Below are 23,277 nucleotides of genomic sequence, written 5' to 3' on the forward strand. Positions count from 1 at the left end.
TCGTGAAGTCCTCGCCTTAGCATCTGCACAATGTGCAGCGCAATAACAGCGCAAGGAATGTTCGCAGTTGCGAAGAACGCCTACGACCAGTGTCGCAGGCGGCGTCCGAGAACGGTGAGCAATTCATATTGAGAAACAGAGCTTTGCTGCGCAGCATTCGCAAGGTCGAAAGGCACGTCTAGCCAGTCGCCATCTTTCACCTCGGGAGCGTCGCCGAGGTCAACGACGACCATGTCCATCGACACCTTTCCCAGCAGCGGCAGGCGCTTCCCTTCGAACATAAACGCTTCACCAGGCCCGCGAGCGCGCAGGAACCCGTCTGCGTAGCCGATCGAGATCGTACCGACCCGCATCGGCTCGCTCGCTACGAACTCGCCGTTATAGCCCACCGCGTCGCCGGCCTTGAGCGAGCGGGTCTGCAGAACGCATGCTCTGAGGTAAGCGACCTGCTTGATCCTTCCTTCGAGCTCCGGTCGAGCGATACCTCCATAAAGAGCGAGGCCGGGTCGGGTCAGATCGAACGCGTAATCCATGCCGAGGGCGATGCCTGCACTGTTGGCAAGGCTCTCACGCTTGTGTCGCACCGAGCCGAGGCATTCGCGATAGAGCGCAAGTTGCCGTGCATTCATCGGGCCGTCCTCGTCGGCACTCGCCAGATGGCTCATGGCGACGTCGATATCGAGCGCAGTAATCGCGGGATCGGAAATGTCGGATGGAGCGATGCCAAGACGATTGATCCCGGTGTCGATCATCAGATGGCAGGTGCCGCCCCCTGCCTTGGTCCAGAGCTTCGCCTGATGGATCGAGTTTATGACGGGCAAGATGCCCGAGGCTTTCGCAAAACTTGCTTCCTGCAACGTCACCGGGCCTTGCAGGACCGCAATTTGCTCAGGTGCGACATAATGCGAAAGCTCCTCCGCCTCGTCCCAATTGGCAACGAAGAAGCTGCGGCACCCCGCCTCAATGAGTGCGGGGACGCAGATGCTCACGCCGAGACCATAGCAATCAGCTTTGACCGCAGCCCCCGCGCCGGCATCGCCCGACATTTCATCGAGCATGCGCCAATTGTCCTTCAAAGCCTCAGTATCGACCCTGAGCTCATTGCTGCTTGGCGGAAGGCTAGACCTGTCGGCCTTGTCAGGCTGCATTATCTTCAAAGTCCGTGGGTGGTCCGCCCTTCAGCCCGAACCACGCGACTACCAGGCCGAACGCGACAACCACCCAGGTGTACCAAAGGCCCGAATAGACGTTGCCGGTGCTCGCAACGATGATCCCTGAGATCAAGGGCAGGAAGCCGCCGAGATACCCCGCTCCGATGTGATACGGGATCGACATCGAAGAGTAGCGGATCTTGGGCGGAAACATCTCGGAAAGCAGCGCGGCAACCGAACCGTATGTCAGCGCCGACAAAACGCCGAGGCCAAGCAGGATCGCGATGATGCCGATCAGGTTTGCAATCGGTGGCTGTTGCGGAGTGAAGTCGAAACCGTACTGGCTAAGCGCCTCGCGAATACCGGCGCTGCGCGCCGTGCCGCTTTCGATCCACTCATCGGCGATAGGAATATCGTTGCCCGCCGCCGAGAGGCTGAGTTCACCACCCTCGCTGAGAGTGTAAGGCACGCCCGAAGCCGTCAGCGTCTCAAGCACCTTGCCGCAATCGGTCTGCTCGCGGTCGAACAGTTCAGCGAAGGGATCGGTGACACAGCCCGGCCCGCTCACCACCACGGGCGAGCGCTCGGCAGCATCCGAGAGCCCCGGATTAGCGAGAGCGCCCAGGCCCCAGAACGCAGGGAATAGCGCAAGCAAGGTAATCGCAGCGCCAACGGTAATCGGTAGCTTCCGACCAATCGTGTCGGACCATTTACCCACGACGATGTAGAATGACATCGAGATTGCGCCCGCGATCAGCAGCACCCAGTTTACGGTCAGCGGGTCCATGTTCATTGGCCCGCGAAGGAAGCTGAGCGACGAGAAGAACGCGGTGTACCAGATCGTCGTCAGGATGCCGGTCACACCGAACAACGCAATGAAGATACGGCTCTTGTTGCCGGGATAAGTAAAGCTCTCGACAAACGGATTGGAAGAGGTCTCCCCCGCCTCCTTCATCGCCTGGAAGACCGGGCTCTCGGAAAGCATCAAGCGCATCCAAAGCGAGATCGCGAGGAGCGCAATCGAGAGCAGGAAGGGTATGCGCCAGCCCCATGCCTCGAAGCTTTCGGTATCCATCAGCGCGCTCGTTGAAAGCACCACAATGATGGAAAGCACAAAGCCACCAACAACGCTCGCCTGAATGAAGCTGGTGTAGAACCCGCGCTTGTCGGGCGGGGCGTGCTCGGCAACATAGATCGCTGCGCCGCCATATTCTCCGCCAAGCGCGAGGCCCTGCAGGATGCGCAGGAAGATCACGATCAACGGCGCAATCACGACGTAGGATTCGCCGTAATTATCTTCGAGATAACTGACCGTCGGGATGAACCCGACGCCTGCCGTCGCGATCCCCATCAGGGTAACCGTGACAAGAAACGTGTATTTGCGCCCCAGCCTGTCGCCGAGAAAACCGAACAGGATCGCTCCGATTGGCCGGAACGCGAAACCCACTGCAAAGGTGGACCAGACCAGCAGCAGACCGAGCGTGGGGTCATCCACGTCATAGAACGCATCTTTCAGAATGTAAGCCAGCGTTCCATAGATGAAGAAATCGTACCATTCGAAGATCGTACCGGCGCTCGATGCGCCGACGACAAGCCGGATTTCCTTTGCGCTCGGTTCGCGATCCGCAAGTGCGCCGGCTTCGCTGGTGGCGGTGGTTGCTGACATGGTTCCCCGTATTGTTATGTCTGTCGCATCTGCTCCGGCCCCCTCAGACCGGGAAGAAGCTCTGCCTTAGCTTGGGGTTGGTGCTGAGGAAAGCGCATCGACCATAGCCTTCCACGGCAGCAGCAGCGCTCCATGACGCCCCTTGTAATCGAGCGCTGGCTCCAGCGCATCGAAACCAGGCCAAGTTGGGAGCCCGCCCTCGCCAGCAAGCCAAGCCTCTATTTCGTCGAGGGCGGTCGTAAACGCGTCTGCTGTAACTCGCTCAGCAGAAAGAGCCATGATCGCAGCAGAGCTTTGACCCACGGCGCATGCCGTTACCTGCATGCCAGTGTTTGCGACACGTCCGGTTGCGTCCAGATTGGCCCCTACTTCGATGGTGCTCCCGCAAGTGCGCGAACGCGCTTCTGCTTGGTAATCAAATGCCCCCGAAAGCGGAAAGCGCGCAAGCTCAGCCGACAATGCGAGAAGGCGCGGTGTGTAAAGCTTGGTCGAAGAACTCGCCATCACTCGGCGGACGCTTCGTCCTCAGCCTCTTCTTCGCCCAGCAGTTGCGCACGACGATCAGCAATCATCTGGACAAGCTCGCGCGAGAAAGCGTCGGCGGCAGGGTAAGTCCGGGCCTGCGTGATCCAGTCGGGACGGCCTTTGTATCCCCAGACGGTATCGAACCCGAGAACCAGAACCGAGAAAGCAAAAATCACGATGATTGCGCCCTTCAGCGCACCGAACCCGAAGCCGAGCACGCGGTCAATCGGGCCAAGGATTGACCCTCGCGAGGCCTCGCCCACATTGCTCGCAATCACTTTCATCGCTGCGTACGGGATGAGCAGCAACAGTACGAATGCAAGCAGCGGCGTCGCTGGTTCTGCGTCGAGATACTGACGCATCTGTTCGGTGACCGGGGTGTGGAGGTAGTAGACCGAGAAGGCCGCGAGGATCCATGCCGCAAGGCTGAGCACTTCCTGCACAAGCCCGCGCATGAAGCCACCGATCGCCGCAACAGCGACCATAATAAGCACGATGATATCGAACAGCGTCATGGGAAAGACGAGTTATTGGCTGCCCATCACCTGGTCAACGAGGTTCGCGAGTTGTCCCAACCCGGTATATTGCACCGTCGATGAACCGGTCTTAGCGTCCGATGGGCCGTATCCACGAGCAAATCCGAGCTTGCCAGCCTCACGCAATCTAAGTTCGGAGTGAGCAACCGGGCGAATCTCACCGGACAGTGAAACTTCGCCAAACCAGGCGCTCTTGTCGGGCAATGGCTTGTCGGCGAGCGCGGAAACAAGCGCAGCGGCCACCGCCAGATCGGCGGCGGGATCGGACAAGCGATATCCACCTGCGATGTTGAGATAGACTTCGGCACTGGAGAAGTTCAGCCCGCAGCGCAATTCAAGCACGGCAAGCAGCATGGCCATTCGCCCATTATCCCAACCGACGACGGCGCGCCTTGGCGTCGCGCCGGACTGAAGCCGCACAATGAGCGCCTGTATCTCGACCAGCACCGGCCGCGTCCCTTCAAGTGCGGGGAAGACCGAACTGCCGGCCAGAGGCGCGTCGCGACCGGAAAGAAACAGCATCGAGGGGTTGGAAACTTCGTCCAGCCCACTAGTGGCCATTGCAAAGACGCCGATCTCGTCGACTGCACCAAAGCGGTTCTTGAGAGCGCGCAGAATGCGATACTGATGGCTGCGCTCGCCCTCGAAACTCATCACGACATCGACCATGTGTTCGAGCACGCGCGGCCCGGCGATGTTGCCATCTTTCGTGACGTGTCCGACCAACACCAGAGCAGCGCCTGATGACTTCGCATAGCGGATCAATTCGAGCGCGCAGCCACGAACCTGGCTAACCGTGCCCGGCGCGCCTTCGATCGTGTCGGAGTGCATGGTCTGGATCGAATCGATTATCAAAAGCGCAGGTGGATCGCCCTGCCCCAGCGTCGTCAGGATATCGCGGACCGATGTTTCCGAAGCGAGACGGATCGGCGCGTCGGCGACGCCCAACCTTTGAGCGCGCAGCCGGACCTGGCCGGCCGCTTCTTCGCCGCTGACATAGACGACATCATTGCCACCGCGTGCAATGGTTGCCGCAGTTTGAAGTAGCAGAGTGGACTTCCCGATCCCTGGATCGCCGCCCATCAGCACAGCTGAGCCTGGAACGATCCCCCCGCCCAGCGCACGATCGAATTCTGCCAGTCCAGTTGATTTGCGAACCGGCAATTCGGCAGGGCGGTTTAGCGGAACAAACTCGATGCCCCTGCCCCCACTCGATAAGTCATGCTTTTGCGAGAAGACCGTCGCTGGTGCGTCTTCGGTGAGGGTGTTCCACTCCCCGCAATCGGCGCATTGCCCCTGCCAACGCGGGCTCACCGCACCACAATTTGCGCATACATATCGGCGCTTTGTCTTAGCCATGGTGCAATCTGTAACCAGAACATTTGTGGAACGCAATTGCCTTTGTCCGCTATCCACGGCATCAATTAGGCCATGCGGCAAAAGGAACTTCGCCTCGCTCTGGTCTGCTATGGAGGCGTCAGCCTTGCAGTGTACATGCACGGCGTCACGAAGGAGATCTGGCATCTCGCCAGGGCGAGCCGCGCTCATCACTCGAAAGGCGAATTCGAGCAGCCTGACGGTGTCGCGGCTGTCTATCGCGACTTCCTCCAGCAAATCGAAGGCGAACACCAACTGCGCCTGCGCGTTTTGCCCGACATTCTCACCGGGGCGAGCGCTGGCGGGATCAACGCGATTTTTCTCGCGCAGGCGATGCATTCTGGCCATTCGCTTGAGCCGCTTACCGACCTCTGGCTCGAAAATGCCGATGTAAGCGAGCTGACCGATCCTGATGCTCAACCCATGTGGCGCTATGCCAAGTTCTGGGCACAACCGATTGCAAACTGGTTCCTTTCGCGCCCCGGCAACGCGGTCAGCGAAAGTGTTTCGCCTGAAACCCGCGACGAGGTGCGCGACAAGGTTTCCAAACTTGTGCGAGGACGCTGGTTCAGCCCTCCGTTCTCAGGCGACCGGTTCTCCGCGATGCTTTTCGAAGCATTCGAGAGCATGGCGAATCAGGCACCGGGACCGCCATTGCTCCCGCCGGGTCATCCGATCGACCTGCTCGTCACGGCAACCGACTTTCGGGGCCATCCTGAAATGCTCCGGCTCAATTCACCACCGCTGGTCGAAGAGACGGAGCACCGCATGCCGATCGATTTCCGCGCGCTCGCGGTCGAGCATAGCGGTGACGAACTTGCCAATCCGCTTGAGCTTGTTTTCGCTGCCAGAGCGACTGCCAGCTTTCCCGGCGCTTTCCCGCCGCTGATCCTTGATGAGATCGACCGGCTTGCCCTTCAGGAAGGGCGCATGTGGGAAAGCCGTGGCAGCTTCCTTTCTCGGATCATGCCAACGCATGTGCGGCAAAACACCGTCGATAACGTCGCGCTGATCGATGGAGCCGTTCTGGTCAACGCGCCCTTTGGCGCAGCCTTCGAAGCGCTATCAGCGAGGACGTCTCAACGTGAGGTGGACCGCCGTTTCGTTTACATCGAACCGCGTCCCGACCGCCGCAAACCAAGCGCGGCAGACGAACCCCAGCCCATTGGGTGGTTCAGCTCCATCTTCGGCTCGCTTTCAACAATCCCTCGCGAGCAACCAATTCGCGATGACCTTGAACGCATCGAACTGCAGTCCAAGGACGCGGCCAGATTGCGGCGCATTGTCATGGGGCTGCGTCCTGAAATCGATCGCGCGGTCGAAAAGCTATTCGGCCGCACCTTCTTCCTCGATTCCCCGACACCCAAGCGGCTCGGCAACTGGCGGTCAAAGGCGCAGCAGGCTGCAGCCGAGAATGCGGGCTATGCGTTTGGTGCCTATGCGCAGACCAAGTTCAGCGCCATCGTCGACCGCCTTGCACATCTAGCCCATGCAGCTGCCCTCAACCTTGCGCTTCCAGACTGCGGTCCCATCGCCACCGCATTACGGGATGAATTGGCGCGGCGCGGACTGGAAGAACTGACGCAGGAACATGGCGGAGCGCGCGAGGAAGCCATTCGTTTCTTCCGAGCGCACGATATCGGGTTTCGCATCCGGCGGCTGCAATTGCTCGCTAGGCGCCTGTCACGCGATTGGGAGATCGATCCTGAAATCCCGGACGATGCGCTCGATCTGGCGCGAGAGAAAATTTACGACATTCTCGCGCTTTATCGCGCGGCCGACGACAACTCGATGCTGGGCGACCATTTCGAGGAACTGGCAATGGACGTGCTCGAGAAGCCCGGTGCAGTGCTCGATTTCCTCGAAACGCAGCGCTTGCTTCCCGAGACGGATCTGATGGCCGAACACAAGTTCGCCGATGCTCTTACAGAGATGCCGAAGAACCTGAAGCGGCGCATGCTGCTCACCTATTTAGGCTTCCCGTTCTATGATGTTGCGACGCTACCCTTACTCCAGAGTGAGGGGCTGGACGAATACAATCCAGTCAAGATCGATCGCATCTCGCCCGATGATGCGACCTCGATCCGCGACGGCGGCACGCGCGCGACCCTTCGCGGGATCGAGTTCTACAATTTCGGAGCCTTCTTCAGCCGCGCCTATCGCGAAAACGATTACCTTTGGGGGCGCCTGCACGGGGCAGAGCGCATGATCGACCTTGTCGCTTCAACCGTCGATGGCGGTCTGCAGAACAGCACGATCCAGCATGCCAAGCGCGCCGCATTCCTCGCGGTCCTCGACGAGGAGGTCGCGGCCGGTCGATGCCGGGGTCACATGATCGCGAAGATACGCAGCGAGATCGAAGAGCGAATGGGGCCCGCAACCTGATCTGCTTTAGCTGTCGCTGTTCCAGATAGCTGTCACAAAGCCGTCGGCGTCGATGAAACCCTCACCGCGCTCGAAATCGTCAAGCAAGCGTGCGGCAATCGTCTCTTCAAGCGAGTTGCCTTCCTCACGCGAGGCTTCGACACGGGTCACCGCTTCGCCGATCATGGCGCGGTAGGCAGCCAGTTCAACCTTGTTAGACATGGGGCCGTGACCGGGAATGACCTTTGTTTCGTCGTCGATCATCATGATGACGAGGTCGAGCGTGCGCATCGCATTGTGGACGTTTCCGCCAGAGGCCACGTCAATGAAGGGAAAGCCGGGGATCTTGAAATAAAGGTCGCCCATGTGGACGACATTATCCTCCTCCCAGAACACAACGCTGTCGCCGTCGGTGTGGCCGCCGCCGAAATACATGACGTTGATCGTGTCGCCATTGAGGTGGAAGCGCATGCCTTGGGGATAGGTGACGACGGGCAGAGCCTCCTTTGGAGACGGGCCAATCGTGCGCTCACCGCGCTGCTGTGGTTCGGCTAGACGGATGCGGACATTGTCATGGGCGAAGATAGTCGCGCCGGTTTCACCGAAATGCTCGTTTCCGCCGGTATGGTCGCCGTGCCAGTGGGTGTTGACGACGTAGCGCACAGGGCTCGCGCCGAGGCCTTCAATTGCGGCTTCGATCCTTTCGCTGAGCGGTGCGTATTGATCGTCGATGATCAGCGTCGCATCCTCGCCATGGCTGACGCCGATATTGCCGCCTCGCCCGAACAGCACCGCGATACCGGGTGCGACTTCTTCAGCGGTGACTTCGACGCTGTCCCAGTTGGTCTGCGCGGTAAGCGGCGATGCGAGGATGGTGCCAGCGCCGAGTGCGGCGGCGATACGGCCGAGTTTTGTCATGGCATGTCTCCCAATTCCGAGAGAATGCCTAGGCCTGACAGACCTTTGTGTCGAGCGTCAACGACAGCTCGGCAGCATCAGCCGCCGAACGCTTCCTTGATCTTCGAGAAGAAACTGCGGCTTTCAGGACATTCCTCGCCGGTTTCCGTATCACGGAATTGCTCGAGGATCTCGCGCTGCTTGCGGCTCAGCTTGGTTGGAGTTTCGACCTTCACCTCGACCACAAGATCGCCGCGACCTCGCCCTTGCAGGACCGGCATACCGGCACCGCGAACGCGCAGCTGTTTGCCCGACTGAATGCCGACCGGGATGTCGACCGTGTTTGTCGAACCGTCGAGGTCGGGAATATCGACGCTGCCGCCGAGGGCCGCCGTGGTGAAGCTGATCGGCACACGCGTGGCGAGCGTCGTCCCTTCGCGCTCGAAAAGCGGGTGCTCTTTCACATGCACGAAGATGTAGAGATCACCCGGAGGCGCACCGCGCTGGCCTGCCTCTCCCTTGCCGGAAAGGCGGATGCGTGTCCCGGTGTCGACGCCCGGCGGGATATCGACCTGAAGCGCCTGCGCCTTGTCGACGCGACCTTCGCCGCGGCAATCGCCGCACGGATCTTCGATGACCTGGCCGCGCCCGCCGCAGGTTGGACATGGGCGTTCAACGACGAACAGGCCCTGCTTTGCGCGGACCGAACCCTGACCATGGCAAAGGTTGCAGGTGCGCTCGCTCGTGCCGGGAGCCGCGCCTGAACCGTCGCAGGTGTCGCAGCTTTGCGAGACTTCGATCTCTATCTCGGTCGACTTGCCGTGGAAGGCCTCATCGAGCGTGACCTGCATGTCGTAACGCAGGTCTGCGCCGCGACGCTGGCGTTGGCGCTGTGCGCCCATCCCGCCGCCGCCAAAGGCGCTGCCGAAGATCGTTTCAAATATGTCGCCGATATCGGCAAAGCCATCAGGCCCGTGCCCACCGCCGGGGCCGCCACCGCCATTCATGCCTTGCGTGAAGGCTTCATGGCCGAAGCGGTCATAGGCCGCGCGCTTTTGAGGGTCCTTGAGGCATTCATAGGCCTCGTTGCAGGCCTTGAACTTTGCTTCAGCCTCAGCATTGCCCGGATTGCGGTCCGGGTGCCATTTCATCGCGAGCTTGCGGTAGGCGGACTTGATCGTCGAGCCGTCGGCGTCTCGCGATACTTCGAGCAGGGAGTAATAATCTGTTTGGGTAGCCATTAGTTTGCCTTCCAACCGCCCTCGCCCGGCCCGCGCATGGCAGGCTGAGCGAGGGGGTCTAGCGGGTTAATCGCCCAAGGAACTAACTTAGCCCTTCTTGTCTTCGTCGACTTCCGAGAACTCGGCGTCGACGACGTCTTCGTCGCTCTCTTCTTCAGCAGCGGCCTCTTCGCCAGCATCGCCACCTTCAGGTGCAGCGTTTTCCTGCTCCTGCTTGTAGATCTGCTCGCCCATCTTCATCGCAGCTTGCGTCAGTTCCTGGGCCTTGGCGTTGATTTCGTCGGCATCGTCGCCTTCGAGAGCGGTCTTGGTTGCAGCAATCGCTTCCTCAACGGCAGTCTTGGTTTCGGCGTCGATCTTGTCGCCGTTTTCTTCGAGCTGCTTCTCGGTTGCGTGCACAAGGCTGTCGGCCTGGTTGCGGGCCTCGGCGCCAGCGCGGCGCTTCTTGTCTTCTTCGGCAAACTTCTCGGCATCCTGGACCATCTGATCAATGTCGCTGTCGGACAGACCGCCCGAAGCCTGGATCTTGATCGTTTGCTCCTTGCCAGTGCCCTTGTCCTTCGCGCTGACGGACACGATGCCGTTCGCGTCGATGTCGAAGGTCACTTCGATCTGAGGCACGCCGCGCGGTGCAGGCGGGATGCCGACGAGGTCGAAATTGCCGAGCAGCTTGTTGTCTGCTGCCATCTCGCGCTCGCCCTGGAAGACCTTGATCGTCACAGCGTTCTGGTTGTCTTCGGCGGTCGAGTAGGTCTGGGTCTTCTTGGTCGGGATCGTCGTGTTACGATCGATCATCCGAGTGAAGACACCGCCCAGCGTCTCGATACCCAGCGAAAGCGGGGTCACGTCGAGCAGCAGCACGTCCTTGACGTCGCCCTGAAGAACGCCTGCCTGAATGGCAGCACCCATCGCAACAACCTCGTCCGGGTTCACGCCGGTGTGCGGCTTGGCTTCGAAGAATTTCTCGACCACTTCGCGAACCTTGGGCATGCGGGTCATGCCGCCAACCAAGATCACTTCGTCGATCTCGTCCTTCGACACGCCTGCATCGGCAAGCGCCTTCTTGCACGGATCGAGAGTGCGGTTGATCAGGTCGCCGACCATCTTTTCGAGGTCAGCGCGGCTGATCGTCTCGACGAGGTGCAGCGGGGTGGACGAACCACCTTCCATACGAGCGGTGATGAAGGGCAGATTGACTTCGGTCGTGGCCGAGCTCGAAAGCTCGATCTTGGCCTTTTCTGCCGCTTCCTTGAGGCGCTGAAGAGCGAGCTTGTCGGTCTTCAGGTCCATGTTTTCCTTCTTCTTGAAGGCTTCGGCGAGGTGCTCGACAATCGCATTGTCGAAGTCTTCACCGCCAAGGAAGGTGTCACCGTTGGTCGACTTCACTTCGAAGACGCCGTCGCCGATCTCGAGGATCGAGACGTCGAACGTACCGCCGCCAAGGTCGTACACGGCGATGGTCTTGCCGTCTTCCTTGTCCATGCCGTAGGCGAGCGCAGCCGCCGTCGGCTCGTTGATAATGCGGAGGACTTCAAGGCCGGCAATTTGCCCTGCATCCTTGGTTGCCTGACGTTGAGCGTCGTTGAAGTAGGCAGGGACCGTGATGACGGCCTGCTCGACTGTTTCGCCGAGATAGCTTTCAGCGGTTTCCTTCATCTTCTGGAGGATGAAAGCCGAAATCTGCGAAGGCGAATATTCTTCGCCGCCTGCCGAAACCCATGCATCGCCGTTCTTGCCCTTGACGATGTTGTAGGGGACGATGTCCATATCCTTCTTGGTGGTAGGATCGTCAAAGCGGCGGCCGATGAGGCGCTTGATCGCGAAAAGCGTGTTGTCGGGGTTGGTGACGGCCTGGCGCTTCGCAGGCTGGCCAATCAGACGTTCGCCATCCTTTGTGAAGGCGACGATCGAAGGCGTCGTGCGAGCGCCTTCCGAATTCTCGATAACCTTGGGCTTACCGCCATCCATGACAGCAACGCAGCTGTTGGTGGTGCCGAGGTCGATACCGATTACTTTACCCATGTTGTTCCCATCTCTTAGGTCTTGTTGGACACCGCGCCTTGCGCCTCCCAAAAGCGGCGAGACTGCTCGGCGGCTCGAATTATGCTGGCGATATAGGTGCGGTTTCGCTTGGCACAAGAACCGCACCGCTCTAGTTTTTGCACCATCCACAAGGTGGAACAGTTTCACGGGGTATTACAATAATGAGCAATAATATGACGGGAGTAGCGATGAAACGGGCAGCATTCGGGCTTGTACTGGCAGGAAGCATGGCCCTTGCGGCTTGCGGCGGAGAAGCCGAAGTCGTCGAAGAAACCGCGCCCGAAGGCGTTATCGAAGGCGTCACGATTGAAAATCCGCGCATGGTTCTCGCCCCTGTTTCGGGCAATCCTGCAGCGATCTATTTCGATTTTTCCTATGACGGCGACCGTGCCTTCTCGCTTGGTCGCGTGTCGGTCGAAGGGGCCGAAAGCGCAGTCATGCACCAGTTCGGCGAATATGATTTCGAAGTTCAGATGATGGAAGCGCTGCCGATCCCGGTGAAGAACGGGACCACGGTCGAATTCAAACCGGGCGACTATCACGTCATGGCAATGGGCGTATCGCCTGATCTTCAGCCGGGTGACACCACTGAAGTCACTCTTACGGTTTCGGGCGGCAAGACCCATAAGTTCGACGCAGAAGTTCGCGCCGCCGGGGAAGAGCGCTGAACGAACAGCCCTCGCTGGATAACGGAGACGCTCTGCTACCCGCCTGCCCGGTGGGCGGCGAGCGTCACCTGACTTCCGGCGAAGTCGAGATTGCGCGCACCGTTTTTGGTGACGCTATCGACTACGGCTCTGTCCAGATCAGGCGGCGCAAGTGGTTTCCGTTCCAGCCCAGGAAGGTGACGATGGCACCGCGCGGGCACGTGCACTTCCATCCGGAAGGCAGCGCCTATTGCGACGACTTTTCGAGGGTGAACATTCTGCGGCAGGGCCTACTGATCCATGAACTTACGCATGTCTGGCAGACACAGATGCGCGGCGACTGGTACCTGATCCTCAACCGGCACCCGTTTTGCCGCTACGACTACAGTCTGAAGCCAGGACAGCCTTTCAAGAAGTACGGCATCGAACAACAGGCAGAGATTGTGAAGCACGCTTTTTGGCTGCGCCACGGAGTCAAGGTGGCGGGCGTTGCCGACAAGGAAGCTTACGACGTCCTTGTCAAGTTCGATGGGGCTACGCTGCCGAGATAGCAAGTGGCCAACCCCCATTAATCGGGCTAAGATGAACAGGATGACGCTGCGCCCGATTGGCGCGGCTTTGGAGGGGTAATTTCATGAAACGCATTTCCATCGCTCTTGCGACTGTTGCACTTGGCGTGTCCGGCACGGCTCTCGCCCAGAACATCTTCGGCGATCCTAACTCGGGCACGGTCACCTTGTCGGCAAACTTTGAGGACGACCCTCGCACGGTCAGCGTCACGTCGGGCGGCGACATCGACGCAAGCGAAGCGATTGACGGATGCGTCGGTTACATTTCCGAAGATCCCGATGTACGCCTCAGCTTTACCGCAGATGAGAGCCCCAACGCCTTTCCACTCTACATTTCGGCGACTTCCGATGAGGACACCGTCCTCGTGATCAATGCGCCGGACGGCAACTGGTACTGCAACGACGATGGCAGCGAAGGGCAAAACCCCTCGGTCGTCTTCGGACCAGCACAGAGCGGCGATTATGAAATCTGGATCGGCTCATACGAGCAGGGCCAATATCATGATGCGCAGCTCAATATCTCCGAGCTAGGTGGCCAGTAAGCCGTCTGCGCAATAACACGCAGTCAGAACGCAAAACTGAAAATTCTAGCGATGAACGACTTCGAGTTCGTCTTTGTGCTCTACGCGCTCGTGCTTGGCCTCTCGATGGTCGAGTTGCTCGCAGGGCTTGGCCGGGCGATGGAGTACAAGTTTGCGCGGGATGCGGCGCATGAGCGGTTCACTATAGGCTGGCTGACTCCGCTTTTTGCGGTGTTTGTTATGCTCGGCCTCATGAGTTTCTGGATGTTCGCTTGGGCGATCCGCGAACTCATCGATGTCTCGCCGGAAACGATCGTCGGCGTAACGGCTTTTGCATCGTCCTATTATCTTGCAGCGCGGCTCGTCTTCCCCTCGGACCCTGAGGCCTTCACCGACCTCGACGATCACTTTTACCGGGTGCGCCGTGTGGTCCTAGGCATCCTGATCGCGCTGGTCATCGTGCAATGGGCATACATAACCTCACAGACGGGCCTCGCAGCAATTGCTGGCAACCCCGTGAGCATCGTCCTGACTGTAATCCTGCTCGTCCTGATGGCAGCCGGAATATTCTGCAAGAAAGACTGGCAAAACATCGCAATTCTCAGCGCACTCAACATTCGGTACCTGGCGCTTTATCTCGTATTCTGAGCAAATCAAAACCCGCCTCGGCGCCACCTAACGACACGCAGAAAGCACACAGACATGATCACCCATTCCACTCTTGATGGCTCGCACGTCCTGACCATGGACGATGGCAAGGTGAATGCGCTCAACAAGGAAAAGCTTGACGCCCTCGTTGAGGCGCTGGCCGAGTGTGCGCAGGATCAGGCACCGGTTGCCATTCGCGGGCGCGTAGGGATTTTTTCCGCAGGCTTCGACCTGAAGGGTTTCGCTGCTGGACCGGAAGCGGCAACCGCGCAGCTTCAGGCGGGCAAGGACGCTCTGCTTGCGATCTTGCGGCACCCTGCCCCGGTCGTCACCCTTTGCGAGGGGCATGCCTATCCGATGGGCGCCTTCCTGATGCTCGCAAGCGATCGCGCCATCGGGACCGAAGGCGATTTCGTGACCGGCATGAACGAGAGTGCGATCGGGATGGCGCTCCCAATCTATCCGATGATCCTTGGTGCCGCGCGACTGAATTCGACCGGGCGCAAGGCGGTGGCCACATCGCAGATGTTCTCGCCTTCCGAAGCGCGCGAAGTCGGTTACTTCGACCTTGTGGTCGGCCCGGACGAAGTCGAAGAGACCCTCGCCAAAACATTGGCCGAACTGAAAAAGCTCAATCCCGGCGCATTCCACGCCAACAAGTCCGCCATGAACAAGCAGTTGATTGCCGATATCGAGGCAAGCCCGCTGCCGGACTTCGGGTGAGCGAGCCTGCCATCCTGATCCGCGAGTTTCGCTCCACAGATGTTGGAGCGTTTGCGTCGCTCAATCTACGCTGGATTGAGGCGGACTTCGGCGTCGAGGACGAGGATCGTCGCCAGCTGGAGCGTCCGCAAGGAACAATCATCGATCCGGGCGGCGCGATCGCGGTCGCAGAATGCGATGGGAGAGTTGTCGGCACAGGAGCGCTAATTCCCGCGCATCATCCGCCATCCGGCGAGGGCAGTTGGGGAGAAATCATCAAGATGGCGACAGACCCCGACCATCAGGGACGCGGGATTGCCAGCGCGATTATCGACCATCTGATCGAAGCCGCTCGTGAGAGAGGCATGAACCACCTGTGGCTCGAAACGAACGATAAGCTTCAGGCCGCGACCGCGCTGTACAAACGCAAGGGTTTCACCCCGCTTTCGAGCGAGGACAAATGGTCCACGCCCTACTCACGGTGCAATTTGCAGATGGTATTGACGATCTGAGTATCGATCAGTCCGCCTTTTTGGCGACGCCTACCATTGCGGGTCGCAGCAGGCGGTCCTTGATCATCCAACCCGACTGCATTTCCTGGATCACCGTCCCCGGCTCATGGTCAGCCGAGGGGATTTCCATCATCGCCTGATGCTGGTTGGGATCGAGCGGAAGGCCAACAGCGGCAACGCGCTCAACGCCGTGCTGCTTGAAAACCTTTTCAAGCTCGCGCTGAGTCGCCTCGATGCCGGTGACAAGACCCTTCATCTTGCCGTCTTCGCGCAAGCTGTCAGGTATCGCGTCGACCGCGCGGCTTAGATTGTCCCAGACGCTCAGGATATCGCGGGCAAAGCCTGTCGCCGCATAGTTGCGCGCATCGGCAATGTCCTTCTCAGCCCGGCGGCGAACATTCTGCGTTTCAGCGCGCGCGTAAAGGACATCCTGCTTGGCGGCCTCGAGGTCGCCGCGAAGCGCCTCAAGCGCCTCACCCAGAGCGCCCTCGCCCTCGCTCTCATCCTCGCTGCCATCATCGAGGAATTCCTCGGGCACACCCTTCAATTCTTCTTCAGCTGCCGCATCCACCTGCGGCTTATCGTTGTCCATCATGTCTTTTGGTTTTCCTGATTAGGCGATCAGTTTGCCCAGTGAACGGGCCGTTAGGTCCACCATGGGGACCACGCGCGCGTAATTCAAGCGCGTGGGCCCAATCACACCGAGCACGCCGACCACGCGACCTTCCATGTCGCGATAGGGCGAAGCGATGACGGAAGAGCCCGATAGACCAAACAAGCGATTCTCTGCACCAATAAAAATGCGGGTCGCGTCCGCCTCGCGGGCGCTCTCAAGGAGCTGTGCGACCGATTGCTTGTTTTCAAGGTCATCAAGGAGCGAGCGGACACGCTCGATATCACCCATCGCGGCCTCGTCAAGGAGATTGGCTGCGCCGCGAACGATCAATACGGGCCGTTCGTCTGCATCTTCGCTCCACACGGCCAGACCGCGCTCGACCAGGTCGCGGCTGGCGTCATCGAGTTGCGATTTCCCTGACTTGATCTCGGCTCGCATCGCCTGCGCCGCTTCGGCGAGCGTGCGACCGGCAAGGCGTGAAGTAATGTAGTTGCTCGCCGCTTCGAGCGAGCCTGTCGCTGTCGGATCGAGGTCGAGCACACGGTTCTCGACCCCGCCATCCTCGCCCACCAGCACTGCGAGCGCTCTGCCCTGTCCAAGGCTGACGAGGCTGAATTGGGCAAGCCGCTGCTCGCGGGTCGGGACCATCACCATGCCTGCGGCTCCGGACAATTCCGATAGGAGCGCGCTCGTTTTTTGCAGCGCCTGTTCAACCGGCCCGCTTTCGGAGAGGCGGGCTTCGATCTGGGCGCGTTCCTCAGCGCTCGGTTCTGCTACCCGCATCATCCCATCGACAAAGATGCGAAGTCCCGCATCGGTCGGCATCCTGCCCGCACTGGTATGAGGCGCGGCGAGCAAACCTAGCCCCTCAAGCTCGGCCAGCACCGAGCGGATAGAGGCTGGCGACAAGTTGAGCGCTCCATCGCTTGCGAGCGTCTTCGAGCCCACCGGCTGCCCGCTGTCGATGTATCCTTCGACCACGCGCCTGAAAATCTCGCGTGCTCTTTGCGTCAATTCGGTGATCGGTGGGGATGCCATAGGGGTAATCTTAGTCTTTGCGCTTGCGGCGACAAGCCTGCGGTGCCACTTGGCCCGCAACACAGACATACGGAGTACCTAATGCGCCCTTCAGGACGTAGCGCAGACGAAATGCGCACTATCACGATCGAGACCGGCTACACCAAGCATGCGGAAGGATCGTGCCTCATCAGCTTCGGCGACACTAAGGTGCTGTGCACCGCGAGCGTCGAAGAACGGATCCCGCCATGGCTGCGCGGCAAGGGCGAAGGCTGGGTTACGGGCGAGTATTCGATGCTGCCACGCGCCACGCACACCCGCGGATCGCGCGAGGCGGCACGCGGAAAGCAATCGGGCCGCACGCAGGAAATCCAGCGCCTAATCGGACGGAGCTTGCGCGCAGTGGTCGACCTGCAGAAGCTCGGCGAGCGTCAGATCACTCTCGATTGTGACGTGATCCAGGCCGATGGCGGCACGCGCACGGCCTCGATCTCGGGCGCTTGGGTGGCCCTTCGCCTCGCAGTCAGCAAGCTTATGGCTGAAGGTGCGATCAAGGAAGACCCGATCACCGGGCAGGTCGCTGCTATCTCCTGCGGCATCTTCGAAGGCACCCCGGTGCTCGACCTCGATTATGACGAAGACTCGAGCGCCGACGCAGACGCCAACTTCGTACTCATCGATGGCGGCCAGATCGCCGAAGTTCAGGCCACCGCTGAAGGCGCGACCTATGATGAGGAAGGCCTGCTGCGCCTCTTGCGTCTTGCCAATATCGGTTGCGATGCGATCTTCAAGGCGCAGTTGGACGCGGTGAAGTGAGCCGCAAGCTCGGAGGTGGATCGCTCGTCATCGCGACGCACAATTCGGGCAAGCTGAAAGAGATTTCGGCGTTGCTCGATCCGTACGGGATGAAGTGCATATCGGCAGGCTCACTGGGTCTGCCGGAGCCGCCTGAGACGGGCACCACCTTCGCCCAGAACGCGCTGATCAAGGCGCGCTCAGCTGCCGAAGCCTCCGGGCTCGCGGCCTTGGCAGACGACAGCGGCCTCAGCGTCGATGCACTCGGCGGACGCCCCGGCGTTTACACCGCCGATTGGGCCGAGAAGCAATGGTTCGAGGGCGATCCAGGCCGCGACTGGTACATGGCGATGGGGAAGGTCGAGGGAATGTTGCAGCAGCTTGGCCCCGACACAGATCGCACAGCCGCATTCCACTGCGTTTTAGCGGTTGCTTGGCCGGACGGTGAGCATGCTGTCTATGAGGGCAAATGCCCCGGCTCGCTTACTTGGCCTCCGCGCGGCGAAATGGGCTTTGGCTACGATCCGGTCTTCGTTCCGTCGGCACGCGATGGCGATAATACCTTCGCTGAGATCGATCCTTCGGAAAAGCACGCGATCTCTCACCGCGCCGACGCGTTTGCCAAGCTGGTTGCGGATCAGTTCGGCGTCTAGCGCCGGGCAACGTTGCCGCGCGGCACAATACGGGCACCCATCACATTTCCAGCTGGCCAATAGCGGCAAACAAGCACATCGAAACGCGCGCCGCGTGCGGTGGCACAGCCGACCTCGCGCGTGGTGGCCCAGACGATTTGGGTATAGTGCCCTACATCGGCCCAGTTTCCCGTCCGCGAGACCTGCGGGAAGTCGCCCGCCCGGAAATGCTGCTTCTCCGCCGCAAAATGAGCGATCATCTGCTGCGGGGTGAAGTAGCCCGCCGTTCCCATCCAGAGATTCTCGCCTGCGCCGCCCCTCTTGTCCGAAGACGAATGCCGAATCCGCCCTTCTCTTGCGAGCGTTCGAGCCCATTCGAGCGCTTCGCCTTCTAGCCTGCGTGACCATTCGAGCGGCGCGACGCCAAATTCGGCTCGTTCAGCGTTGTGAGCGTCCAGCCAACTGCGTTCATCCGCTTGGGCGGGCACAGAGGCGATAATGCCAAGGCTACTTGCAAGACCGATAATTGTCGCATGAACTCTCATAGCCTAAAGAATGCCCTGCAAGCGTTACGGAAAGACTGACAACACCCTTGGCCCGCGCCCTTTATATCCACTGGCCCTTCTGCGCGAAGAAATGCCCCTATTGCGACTTCAACTCGCATGTTCGCGAGAGCGTGGACATAGACCTGTGGGAACGCGCGCTCATTGCCGACTTGCGCGCTGAGGCGCGTGAAGCAGGCCATGAGACCCTGACTTCGATCTTTTTCGGAGGCGGGACCCCGTCGCTGATGCCGCCAAAGCTTGTCGCAGCTTTGCTGAACGAGGCAGAGAAAATCTGGGGCTTTTCGCCAGAGATTGAGATTACGCTCGAAGCCAACCCCTCATCGGTAGAGGCGGCAAACTTCGCCGCGCTTGCGTCGGCTGGCATCAATCGCGTGTCGCTTGGAGTGCAGTCGCTTGACGACCGGACCCTAAGCTGGCTTGGGCGATTGCATGGCGCGCAGGAGGCGCTCGGCGCGCTTGACGTTGCGCAGGCTCATTTTGCGCGTGTCAGTTTTGACCTGATCTATGCCCTGCCCGATCAATCGGCAAAGCAATGGGAAGCGCAGCTCACGAGGGCACTATCGTTCGGCACCTCGCATATGTCGCTTTATCAGCTCACGATTGAACCCGGCACGCGTTTCGAAACTGACGTTCGCCTTGGGCGATTTGCTCCGCTGGACAATGACGAGGCAGCTGAGCTGTTTATACTCACGCAGTCCCTCACATCGGCTGCAGGATTGCCGGCTTACGAAACCAGCAATCACGCGCGCCCAGGTGACGAAAGCCGCCACAATCTCACTTATTGGCGGTACCAGGATTACGCAGGCGTTGGTCCAGGTGCCCATGGCCGACGTGGCGGGTTCGCAACCGTGAGGCACAAAAAGCCGGAGAATTTTCTCAAGGCGGTGAACGAAAGAGCGCACGGCATTTCGGAGCAGCGTCTTCTGGACCCGAAGGAAGCGGCGTCCGAGGCCTTGATGATGGGGCTAAGGCTCGTTGAAGGGGTCGACCTGTCGGCGTTGGAGGCGCGTTTTCGGCAGGATCGCGGCAAAATAGTCGATGCAGGCAAACTCAAGCACCTGAAGGACATCGGCCTGATCTGGCAGGAAGACGAGCGCATTGGCCTTACCGATGCCGGGCGCCCGGTTCTCGACGCGGTGCTGGGCGAATTGCTTGCCGACGCGCTGGTGCAGGCGTGAGCGAGGCAGATCTAATCGGTCAGTGGCACTCGCACCTTGCTGATGCGAGGCGCAGAAGTCCTCATACTGTGCGAGCTTACGTCAGCGCCGCGCGGCGGTTGCTCAGAGCGAGAGACCTTACCACTTGGCACGACGTCGCGGCGATTGAGGCGCATGACCTGCGCAGCCACCTTGCTAGCCGGCGCGCGCAGGGGCTCTCCAATTCGAGCACAGCGCGAGAACTGTCGGCCCTGAAGGCGCTGATCGCATACGCGCGCTCCGAAGCCGGTGATCCCGACCCTTCGGCACCGCGCCTTCGCGGGCCGCGCCTTAAGAAAGGGCTCCCTCGCCCCGTAACGCCGGATGAAGCGGTCAACATCGCTGATCTCATTGACGGAACCGCTAGTGAAGACTGGATCGGAGCACGCGACCGCGCGGTCCTGCTCCTAATGTATGGAAGCGGCCTGCGCATTGCCGAGGCGTTGTCATTGGAAGGCCGCGATGCTTTGCTGGGCAAAACGTTGCAAGTCACCGGCAAGGGCGGCAAGCAGCGCTTGGTCCCGATCCTACCAATCACGCGTGAGGCGGTGGCAGAGTATGCAAAAGCGTGCCCTTGGCCCCTACCCACGGACGAGCCGCTGTTTCGTGGAGCGAAGGGCGGACCGCTTTCCGCAGGAATGGTGCAGAAAGCGATGGCAAGAGCACGGCGCGCTCTCGGCCTGCCCGACACAGCAACTCCGCACGCGCTACGTCACTCCTTCGCCACCCATCTTTTGGGAGCTGGTGCGGATCTTCGAAGCCTGCAGGAATTGCTCGGCCATGCCTCGCTAGGTTCGACCCAAATCTATACTAAGGTTGACGCGGCCAGCCTGCTGGAAACCTATCGCGGCGCGCACCCGCGCGCGAAAAAAGGCTAGGTGCGCCGGGCCGCCAAGCGCGCTTCAATCGCGTCCCAGATCATTCCGGCGAGATCGGTCCCATCAAAGTTGGAAATTGCGACGATCCCGGTGGGTGAAGTGACGTTGATCTCAGTGAGATACTTGCCGCCGATCACGTCAATGCCAACAAACGTCAGGCCAAGTCGCTTGAGTTCGGGCCCCATGGCTTCGCAAATCTCGACCTCTCGGTCGGTGAGCGTTGTTGCTTCCGCGCTTCCACCCATTGCGAGATTCGAACGGAACTCACCTTCCCCCGGTATCCTGTTGATTGCGCCGGCAATTTCGCCATCGATCAAGACGATACGCTTGTCCCCTTCTGCCACTTCGGGAAGGAAGGGTTGGACCATGTGCGGTTCGGGCCAGGTCTGATTGAAAACTTCGAACAATGCGGTGACATTGTCGCCGCTCTCCGGAACGCGGAAAATGGCCTTGCCGCCATTACCGTGGATTGGCTTCACCACGACCGCTCCGTGTTCCTTCATGAAGCGCTTCACTTCGTCGACTGAGCGAGTGACCAGCGTTGGCGGCATGAAGCGGCGATAGTTGAGGACCATCACCTTTTCGGGGGCGTTGCGAACATTGGCAGGGTCGTTAACGACCAGTGTCTCTGCCTGAATGCGCTCGAGCATGTGTGTCGCGGTGATATAGCCCATGTGGAAGGGCGGATCCTGCCGCATCAGCACCACGTCGATGTCGCGCCCGAGATCAAGGCGCTGGGCCTCGCCCTTTTCGAAGTGGTCGCCTTCGACGCGTTGCACCTTCACAGGAAAGCCTTCAGCGATAAGGCGGTCATTCGCATCAAGCGTCAGGCTTTCGACATGATACTCGAAAACCTCGTACCCGCGCTCCTGTGCCGCAAGCATCAGGGCAAACGAGCTGTCGCCCTTGATGTTGATGTTTTCGATTGGGTCCATCTGGACTGCGATTTTGAGGCTCATAAAACTTCCTAAGGCATCCAGGCGTTTTCGATGTGGCGGGGCTTGCTTCCGGGCGCAAGCAGGATCACGTCAATGCGGATATCGTCTTCTGGCATTGCGTATTCGTGTGCGACCATCTCGACCGCCGCGGCGACCCGCGCGAGGCGGCGTTCATCGATGGCGGTGTCGAGATCACTGCTGCGCTTTCGCCACTTTACCTCGACAAACGCAACCAAGCCCTTCTTTCGGGCGATCAAGTCAATCTCGCCGAGCTTGGTCTTGCGCCTTTCGGCGAGCACTTCGAAGCCTTGCTGCATCAGCCATTGCGCGGCCTGTGCTTCCGCCTCACGCCCCTTTCGGTCGGCAACTACGCGCTTTTCATTCATTCGCCGCGGAGCTCCACAGCGCGGGCGTATAGCGATTGGCGATCAATCCCTGTCGACTTCGAAACCATACCGGCAGCTTTGCTGGCGCTCATGGTCTTCAATGCGTCGCGCAAGAGCTGGTCGGGGTCAGCATCGCTGAGTGTCTCACCGGGCGGCCCCACCAGCAGCACAATTTCGCCCTTCGGAGGATGCGCTTCGTAGTGCTCGGCCAATTCGCCCGAAGTGCCGCTCCGGCATTCTTCATGCAGCTTGGTAAGTTCGCGAGCCACCACCACCTCGCGCGTTGGCCAGACCTCGGCAATCGCACGCAACGACCGCTCAAGCCGAGGCCCGGTTTCATAGAAGATCAAAGTTGCGCTTACGCTTGCGAGGTCTGCAAGCACATCACCCCGCGCTTTCTCTTTGACGGGCAGGAAACCGGCGAAAAGGAAGCGATCGTTAGGCAATCCCGAAAGCGTAAGCCCGGCAATGGCAGCGCAGGCCCCTGGCAGCGTTGTGACCTCGATCTCAGCTTCGCGAGCTTCACGCACAAGCCGATAACCCGGGTCGGAGACCAGAGGCGTTCCCGCATCGCTTACAAGCGCAATCGGTTCACTTCGCGCCAGTTCGATTAATCGCTCCCGCACCTCGGCTGAGGCGTGGTCATCATAGCGCTGCATGCGGGTCTTGATGTCATACGCCTTGAGCAATTTTCCGGTCACCCGCGTGTCTTCGCAGGCGATCACGGCTACCCGGCGCAACACGTCGAGCGCACGCATCGTTATATCGCCAAGATTGCCAATCGGGGTCGCGACTATATAGAGACCGGGATCAAGCAATTCGGTTTTGGCTGATTCAGGATTATGCGTGCTCAT

25 protein-coding genes are annotated in these 23,277 nt (G+C 60.0%); 11 read left to right on the forward strand and 14 right to left on the reverse strand.

The features are described 5' to 3' along the window. Positions 1–80 precede the first annotated feature (80 nt). The 5 genes from alr to radA all read right to left on the reverse strand — a co-directional run bounded on the left by alr (position 81) and on the right by radA (position 5,237). Positions 81–1,148 carry an alanine racemase gene (alr, locus tag AC0V6T_RS06375; RefSeq protein ID WP_486125302.1) on the reverse strand — a complete coding sequence of 356 codons (1,068 nt, stop codon included), beginning with the start codon at positions 1,146–1,148 and terminating at the stop codon, positions 81–83. Next, positions 1,138–2,817, reverse strand: coding sequence for an MFS transporter (locus AC0V6T_RS06380; RefSeq protein ID WP_486125304.1), 1,680 nt, complete (start codon positions 2,815–2,817; stop codon positions 1,138–1,140). Before AC0V6T_RS06380 ends, alr begins: the two co-directional genes overlap by 11 nt. Before the next feature lie 66 nt (positions 2,818–2,883). Beyond that, complete coding sequence (locus AC0V6T_RS06385) at positions 2,884–3,321, reverse strand: iron-sulfur cluster assembly scaffold protein (protein WP_486125306.1); 438 nt, start codon at positions 3,319–3,321, stop codon at positions 2,884–2,886. Further along, entirely contained in the window at positions 3,321–3,857 is a 537-nt protein-coding gene (locus AC0V6T_RS06390; protein WP_486125308.1) for a CvpA family protein, read from the reverse strand. The genes AC0V6T_RS06385 and AC0V6T_RS06390 overlap by 1 nt, the downstream gene beginning before the upstream one ends. Before the next feature lie 12 nt (positions 3,858–3,869). Further along, on the reverse strand, positions 3,870–5,237 hold the full coding sequence (gene radA, locus AC0V6T_RS06395; protein ID WP_486125310.1) for a DNA repair protein RadA: 1,368 nt from the start codon (positions 5,235–5,237) through the stop codon (positions 3,870–3,872). A gap of 72 nt (positions 5,238–5,309) precedes the next feature. Between radA and AC0V6T_RS06400 the strand changes: the two genes are divergently transcribed. Continuing rightward, positions 5,310–7,640, forward strand: a complete 2,331-nt coding sequence (locus AC0V6T_RS06400) for a patatin-like protein (RefSeq protein ID WP_486125312.1) — start codon at positions 5,310–5,312, stop codon at positions 7,638–7,640. 6 nt (positions 7,641–7,646) lie between these two features. On the opposite strand, the gene AC0V6T_RS06405 is transcribed toward AC0V6T_RS06400, so the two are convergent. The 3 genes from AC0V6T_RS06405 to dnaK all read right to left on the reverse strand — a co-directional run bounded on the left by AC0V6T_RS06405 (position 7,647) and on the right by dnaK (position 11,779). Further along, a complete protein-coding gene (locus tag AC0V6T_RS06405) occupies positions 7,647–8,537 on the reverse strand; it encodes an MBL fold metallo-hydrolase (protein WP_486125314.1) in 891 nt (296 codons plus the stop codon). A 77-nt stretch (positions 8,538–8,614) separates the two neighbouring features. Then, positions 8,615–9,757 (reverse strand): molecular chaperone DnaJ, encoded by a 1,143-nt coding sequence (gene dnaJ, locus AC0V6T_RS06410; RefSeq protein WP_007164209.1) that lies wholly within the window; start codon positions 9,755–9,757, stop codon positions 8,615–8,617. Between the two features lie 87 nt (positions 9,758–9,844). After that, a complete protein-coding gene (dnaK, locus tag AC0V6T_RS06415; RefSeq protein ID WP_486125316.1) occupies positions 9,845–11,779 on the reverse strand; it encodes a molecular chaperone DnaK in 1,935 nt (644 codons plus the stop codon). A 209-nt stretch (positions 11,780–11,988) separates the two neighbouring features. Here dnaK and AC0V6T_RS06420 point away from each other — a divergent pair, with 209 nt between their 5' ends. The 6 genes from AC0V6T_RS06420 (at position 11,989) to AC0V6T_RS06445 (ending at position 15,399) form a co-directional block, all read left to right on the forward strand. Beyond that, positions 11,989–12,468 (forward strand): copper chaperone PCu(A)C, encoded by a 480-nt coding sequence (locus tag AC0V6T_RS06420; RefSeq protein WP_007164207.1) that lies wholly within the window; start codon positions 11,989–11,991, stop codon positions 12,466–12,468. 50 nt (positions 12,469–12,518) lie between these two features. Then, positions 12,519–12,998: a vgr related protein gene (locus tag AC0V6T_RS06425; RefSeq protein ID WP_486125318.1), complete on the forward strand. Its 480-nt coding sequence runs from the start codon at positions 12,519–12,521 to the stop codon at positions 12,996–12,998. Between the two features lie 83 nt (positions 12,999–13,081). Then, positions 13,082–13,558 (forward strand): hypothetical protein, encoded by a 477-nt coding sequence (locus AC0V6T_RS06430; protein WP_007164205.1) that lies wholly within the window; start codon positions 13,082–13,084, stop codon positions 13,556–13,558. Positions 13,559–13,609: 51 nt separating this feature from the next. Next, positions 13,610–14,185, forward strand: coding sequence for a hypothetical protein (locus AC0V6T_RS06435; RefSeq protein ID WP_486125320.1), 576 nt, complete (start codon positions 13,610–13,612; stop codon positions 14,183–14,185). Between the two features lie 54 nt (positions 14,186–14,239). After that, a complete protein-coding gene (locus tag AC0V6T_RS06440; RefSeq protein ID WP_486125322.1) occupies positions 14,240–14,908 on the forward strand; it encodes a crotonase/enoyl-CoA hydratase family protein in 669 nt (222 codons plus the stop codon). Continuing rightward, positions 14,905–15,399 carry a GNAT family N-acetyltransferase gene (locus tag AC0V6T_RS06445; protein ID WP_486125324.1) on the forward strand — a complete coding sequence of 165 codons (495 nt, stop codon included), beginning with the start codon at positions 14,905–14,907 and terminating at the stop codon, positions 15,397–15,399. The genes AC0V6T_RS06440 and AC0V6T_RS06445 overlap by 4 nt, the downstream gene beginning before the upstream one ends. A 7-nt stretch (positions 15,400–15,406) precedes the next feature. On the opposite strand, the gene grpE is transcribed toward AC0V6T_RS06445, so the two are convergent. Together grpE and hrcA are read right to left on the reverse strand one after the other, a co-directional pair. Then, complete coding sequence (gene grpE / locus AC0V6T_RS06450; RefSeq protein WP_486125326.1) at positions 15,407–15,994, reverse strand: nucleotide exchange factor GrpE; 588 nt, start codon at positions 15,992–15,994, stop codon at positions 15,407–15,409. Positions 15,995–16,012: 18 nt separating this feature from the next. Continuing rightward, positions 16,013–17,053 carry a heat-inducible transcriptional repressor HrcA gene (gene hrcA, locus AC0V6T_RS06455; RefSeq protein WP_486125328.1) on the reverse strand — a complete coding sequence of 347 codons (1,041 nt, stop codon included), beginning with the start codon at positions 17,051–17,053 and terminating at the stop codon, positions 16,013–16,015. An 81-nt stretch (positions 17,054–17,134) separates the two neighbouring features. Here hrcA and rph point away from each other — a divergent pair, with 81 nt between their 5' ends. Together rph and rdgB are read left to right on the forward strand one after the other, a co-directional pair. Then, the gene (rph, locus tag AC0V6T_RS06460; protein WP_040464263.1) at positions 17,135–17,848 is read left to right on the forward strand and encodes a ribonuclease PH; all 714 of its coding nucleotides are present in this window, start codon (positions 17,135–17,137) and stop codon (positions 17,846–17,848) included. After that, on the forward strand, positions 17,845–18,480 hold the full coding sequence (gene rdgB, locus AC0V6T_RS06465; protein ID WP_486125330.1) for an RdgB/HAM1 family non-canonical purine NTP pyrophosphatase: 636 nt from the start codon (positions 17,845–17,847) through the stop codon (positions 18,478–18,480). The genes rph and rdgB overlap by 4 nt, the downstream gene beginning before the upstream one ends. Here rdgB and AC0V6T_RS06470 read toward each other — a convergent pair. After that, positions 18,477–19,004 carry a CAP domain-containing protein gene (locus tag AC0V6T_RS06470; protein WP_486125332.1) on the reverse strand — a complete coding sequence of 176 codons (528 nt, stop codon included), beginning with the start codon at positions 19,002–19,004 and terminating at the stop codon, positions 18,477–18,479. The genes rdgB and AC0V6T_RS06470 overlap by 4 nt on opposite strands. 47 nt (positions 19,005–19,051) lie before the next feature. On the opposite strand from AC0V6T_RS06470, the gene hemW reads away from it, so the two are divergent. Both hemW and AC0V6T_RS06480 read left to right on the forward strand, forming a co-directional pair. Beyond that, positions 19,052–20,203, forward strand: coding sequence for a radical SAM family heme chaperone HemW (gene hemW / locus AC0V6T_RS06475; protein WP_486125334.1), 1,152 nt, complete (start codon positions 19,052–19,054; stop codon positions 20,201–20,203). Beyond that, positions 20,200–21,099: a tyrosine recombinase XerC gene (locus AC0V6T_RS06480; protein ID WP_486125336.1), complete on the forward strand. Its 900-nt coding sequence runs from the start codon at positions 20,200–20,202 to the stop codon at positions 21,097–21,099. The genes hemW and AC0V6T_RS06480 overlap by 4 nt, the downstream gene beginning before the upstream one ends. Here the strand turns inward: AC0V6T_RS06480 and gshB are convergent. The 3 genes from gshB to rsmI are packed head-to-tail and all read right to left on the reverse strand — an operon-like array spanning position 21,096 to position 23,277. Further along, complete coding sequence (gene gshB, locus AC0V6T_RS06485) at positions 21,096–22,058, reverse strand: glutathione synthase (RefSeq protein WP_486125338.1); 963 nt, start codon at positions 22,056–22,058, stop codon at positions 21,096–21,098. The genes AC0V6T_RS06480 and gshB overlap by 4 nt on opposite strands. Positions 22,059–22,066: 8 nt before the next feature. After that, positions 22,067–22,423, reverse strand: coding sequence for a YraN family protein (locus tag AC0V6T_RS06490; RefSeq protein ID WP_007164193.1), 357 nt, complete (start codon positions 22,421–22,423; stop codon positions 22,067–22,069). Continuing rightward, positions 22,420–23,277, reverse strand: a complete 858-nt coding sequence (gene rsmI / locus AC0V6T_RS06495) for a 16S rRNA (cytidine(1402)-2'-O)-methyltransferase (RefSeq protein ID WP_486125340.1) — start codon at positions 23,275–23,277, stop codon at positions 22,420–22,422. The genes AC0V6T_RS06490 and rsmI overlap by 4 nt, the downstream gene beginning before the upstream one ends.

The organism is Erythrobacter sp. S158 (assembly GCF_057364915.1).

Coding starts and splice junctions, on each gene's coding strand:
- alr (WP_486125302.1), bottom strand. CDS start 1,148: ATGCAGCCTGACAAGGCCGACAGGTCTAGCCTTCCGCCAAGCAGCAAT.
- AC0V6T_RS06380 (WP_486125304.1), bottom strand. CDS start 2,817: ATGTCAGCAACCACCGCCACCAGCGAAGCCGGCGCACTTGCGGATCGC.
- AC0V6T_RS06385 (WP_486125306.1), bottom strand. CDS start 3,321: ATGGCGAGTTCTTCGACCAAGCTTTACACACCGCGCCTTCTCGCATTG.
- AC0V6T_RS06390 (WP_486125308.1), bottom strand. CDS start 3,857: ATGACGCTGTTCGATATCATCGTGCTTATTATGGTCGCTGTTGCGGCG.
- radA (WP_486125310.1), bottom strand. CDS start 5,237: ATGGCTAAGACAAAGCGCCGATATGTATGCGCAAATTGTGGTGCGGTG.
- AC0V6T_RS06400 (WP_486125312.1), top strand. CDS start 5,310: ATGCGGCAAAAGGAACTTCGCCTCGCTCTGGTCTGCTATGGAGGCGTC.
- AC0V6T_RS06405 (WP_486125314.1), bottom strand. CDS start 8,537: ATGACAAAACTCGGCCGTATCGCCGCCGCACTCGGCGCTGGCACCATC.
- dnaJ (WP_007164209.1), bottom strand. CDS start 9,757: ATGGCTACCCAAACAGATTATTACTCCCTGCTCGAAGTATCGCGAGAC.
- dnaK (WP_486125316.1), bottom strand. CDS start 11,779: ATGGGTAAAGTAATCGGTATCGACCTCGGCACCACCAACAGCTGCGTT.
- AC0V6T_RS06420 (WP_007164207.1), top strand. CDS start 11,989: ATGAAACGGGCAGCATTCGGGCTTGTACTGGCAGGAAGCATGGCCCTT.
- AC0V6T_RS06430 (WP_007164205.1), top strand. CDS start 13,082: ATGAAACGCATTTCCATCGCTCTTGCGACTGTTGCACTTGGCGTGTCC.
- AC0V6T_RS06435 (WP_486125320.1), top strand. CDS start 13,610: ATGAACGACTTCGAGTTCGTCTTTGTGCTCTACGCGCTCGTGCTTGGC.
- AC0V6T_RS06440 (WP_486125322.1), top strand. CDS start 14,240: ATGATCACCCATTCCACTCTTGATGGCTCGCACGTCCTGACCATGGAC.
- grpE (WP_486125326.1), bottom strand. CDS start 15,994: ATGATGGACAACGATAAGCCGCAGGTGGATGCGGCAGCTGAAGAAGAA.
- hrcA (WP_486125328.1), bottom strand. CDS start 17,053: ATGGCATCCCCACCGATCACCGAATTGACGCAAAGAGCACGCGAGATT.
- rph (WP_040464263.1), top strand. CDS start 17,135: ATGCGCCCTTCAGGACGTAGCGCAGACGAAATGCGCACTATCACGATC.
- AC0V6T_RS06470 (WP_486125332.1), bottom strand. CDS start 19,004: ATGAGAGTTCATGCGACAATTATCGGTCTTGCAAGTAGCCTTGGCATT.
- gshB (WP_486125338.1), bottom strand. CDS start 22,058: ATGAGCCTCAAAATCGCAGTCCAGATGGACCCAATCGAAAACATCAAC.
- AC0V6T_RS06490 (WP_007164193.1), bottom strand. CDS start 22,423: ATGAATGAAAAGCGCGTAGTTGCCGACCGAAAGGGGCGTGAGGCGGAA.
- rsmI (WP_486125340.1), bottom strand. CDS start 23,277: ATGAGCACGCATAATCCTGAATCAGCCAAAACCGAATTGCTTGATCCC.